At 52.5% G+C, this 2212-nt stretch carries 2 protein-coding genes and 1 pseudogene; all 3 read right to left on the reverse strand.

Features of this window, described 5'->3' with window-relative positions:
* Window positions 1–84: 84 nt before the first annotated feature.
* On the reverse strand, window positions 85–510 hold the full coding sequence (locus tag ABUA47_RS22980) for a phage protein Gp36 family protein (protein ID WP_117697422.1): 426 nt from the start codon (window positions 508–510) through the stop codon (window positions 85–87).
* 21 nt (window positions 511–531) lie between these two features.
* Entirely contained in the window at window positions 532–2064 is a 1533-nt protein-coding gene (locus ABUA47_RS22985; RefSeq protein WP_117697424.1) for a hypothetical protein, read from the reverse strand.
* A gap of 11 nt (window positions 2065–2075) precedes the next feature.
* Window positions 2076–2212, reverse strand: a pseudogene (locus ABUA47_RS22990) (DDE transposase family protein); the annotation flags it as partial.

Consider the following 2212-nt stretch of genomic DNA (forward strand, 5'->3'; position numbering starts at 1 on the left):
TCCCGGCAACGTGAAGTTTCCCCCTACGGTGATGATGCCGGCTTTGTTGTTTTTTCTGTTTTTCTTTTTCATGATGCTTGCTTTTTACCAGTGGTTCGTTCGTTTGCGGTTGCTTTGAATGCGGAAATCCGACCTGCCCGCCCTTTGTTCCTCGGGCAGCAGCGGAGCCCCTTCGATTGAAATGTCCTCGTCGGCCACCGCCTTCATCCATTCCACCGCCCGTTCGTAACGATCCTTGCGTACCTGGGAAAGTTTCTGCGGGTTGTGGATGCAGAAGATGTGATAGACCGTCATATCGATGACCATCATCAGCACGAGCTGGTTCCGGTTGTCCCCGGTGGCCGCAAAAATCTTGTTGCAGTCGTAGCGTTTGCTCAAATAACACCGCATTTCGGCAATGGCCCTGTCCTCGCAAACCTCAATGACCGTTTCGTCTTCGCGAACCAGTGCGTCGAGGATGTCTCGGTGGATGCTCGCATCGTAATCGGTAAGTTCAACAAATTTGCTCATAGTCCTATTGTTTTAGAGTTGTCATAATCTTTTCTTATTCCGTTTTCTTACATCCTTCCGTGATCGGAATACGGGCGGTTCAATGCGCCTGATCAGTTCGTCAATGATACGGTTCGCCCCTTCGACCGCATCCGGTCCGTCGGCCGGATAGCGCATGGTCAGGGTGAACAACTTGAACTGATCCTCCAGTTCCTTCATGTGCGGATTGTCCCGTTCAGCCTCGTTGAGGATGAGGTTCCCCTCGCGGTTGAGCGGTTCAAGGTTGGCCTCGATGCGCGTAGCCTTGTCCGTCTTCTTCTCCTCGTCGCCCCGGATGAACAGCGCAATCTTCTGTTCGCGGCGTACTTTTGCCACCAGCGGTTTGAACACCTGTTGGAAGAAAGGGTCCTGCAGCTTGTTGTTCTCCATGTAGCAATAGACATTGGTCTTGCCCCCGACAAATTCAAGCATCCGGACATACCAGTCAATGAACTCCGCATTGAGCGCCTGTGCCAGGAAAGTCTTGATGACGTAAAGCCTGCCACCCAATTTGCCACAGAGCGAAACCGTCTTGAAGGATTTGCCTTTCTTACCCTTGCTTTCGCCCGGTGCCGGGTCGCCATACACCACGAGGAACTTGAATTTGGAGAGTGCCGGAACCTTGCCGTATGCAATGTTCTCGAATACCTCGCCCACGGAAATCGGGTTGTTGAAATATTCTCCCTGTGCCGCCTTTTTGGATATTTTGGACAGTGTGCGGTCGATGTCCTCTTCCGAGTTCTTTTCCGGCCATGTGGAAAAACCGTTTTTGTCGCGGATGTTCACGATGTCCCAGGAGTCGGCCATTTCGCCCGCCCTCACCACGCAGCAGTCCTTGGCGATGATGTTTCCGCAGAAGATGACCAGTGTAGGTTCGGAAATGGACCTTGTGGGATACAGCGCATTTTCCCACCAGTCCCAGCGCTTCTGGATGATGTCCGGGTTCTTGGTATCCTCGTCCGTATCAAAGTCATCGACCAGCAGCACGTCGGGACGTATGGCCTCGTTTCGCGAACCACGCGGAGATTGTCCGGCACCCAGTGCGCGGAAAGAGACCTTCCCTTTGGTGGTGAATTCATCCTCGGTCCATGAGCCCGGCAGTTCCTGTTTGCCGTAGTATGCCATGATGCGTCCGTTGGCTTCGAGATTGGCCCGGTAGGGATCGAGCAGGCGCACCGCATTGTCCTTGCTGTTGGAGGTCAGAATCACATTCTTTTTGCGTCCGGTAAGCGTGAGATTCATGACGATGAACATGGTGACGGTGGATTTGGCCAGCTCACGGCTCCAAGAAAGCACCTCAAACCATTCATCGTGTGCAATGATCCGCCGGATAGCCTTTTTCTGGAAGTCGGCAAATTCATATTTGGCATAATTCGGAAAAAAGAACTTGATCCATTCTATGGGATGTTTCTCAAGATATTCCCGGTGTTTTTCCCGTTCGGCTGCCGTCATGTTCCTATCGACCGGTGTAGCCCTTGCGATGTCTTCTTTGTACTTCTCCCAATCGAGGAGAGCGAGTCTGTCAGTCTGTTTCATTGTCTATCCCTTTATAATTTGTCTTTAATGTACGCATCGGCCAGCCGGGTGATTTCCTTTGCCTTTTCGAGGTCGGCCGCCCGTACCCAGTCGATGAGCCCGGTGAGGACACTGATGATGTCGGCAATGCCCACTTCCTGTTCCATGT

The organism is Bacteroides sp. RTP31139st1_H2_RTP31139_211217 (genome assembly GCF_040227615.1).
In the GTDB taxonomy this organism is placed as follows: domain Bacteria; phylum Bacteroidota; class Bacteroidia; order Bacteroidales; family Bacteroidaceae; genus Bacteroides; species Bacteroides uniformis.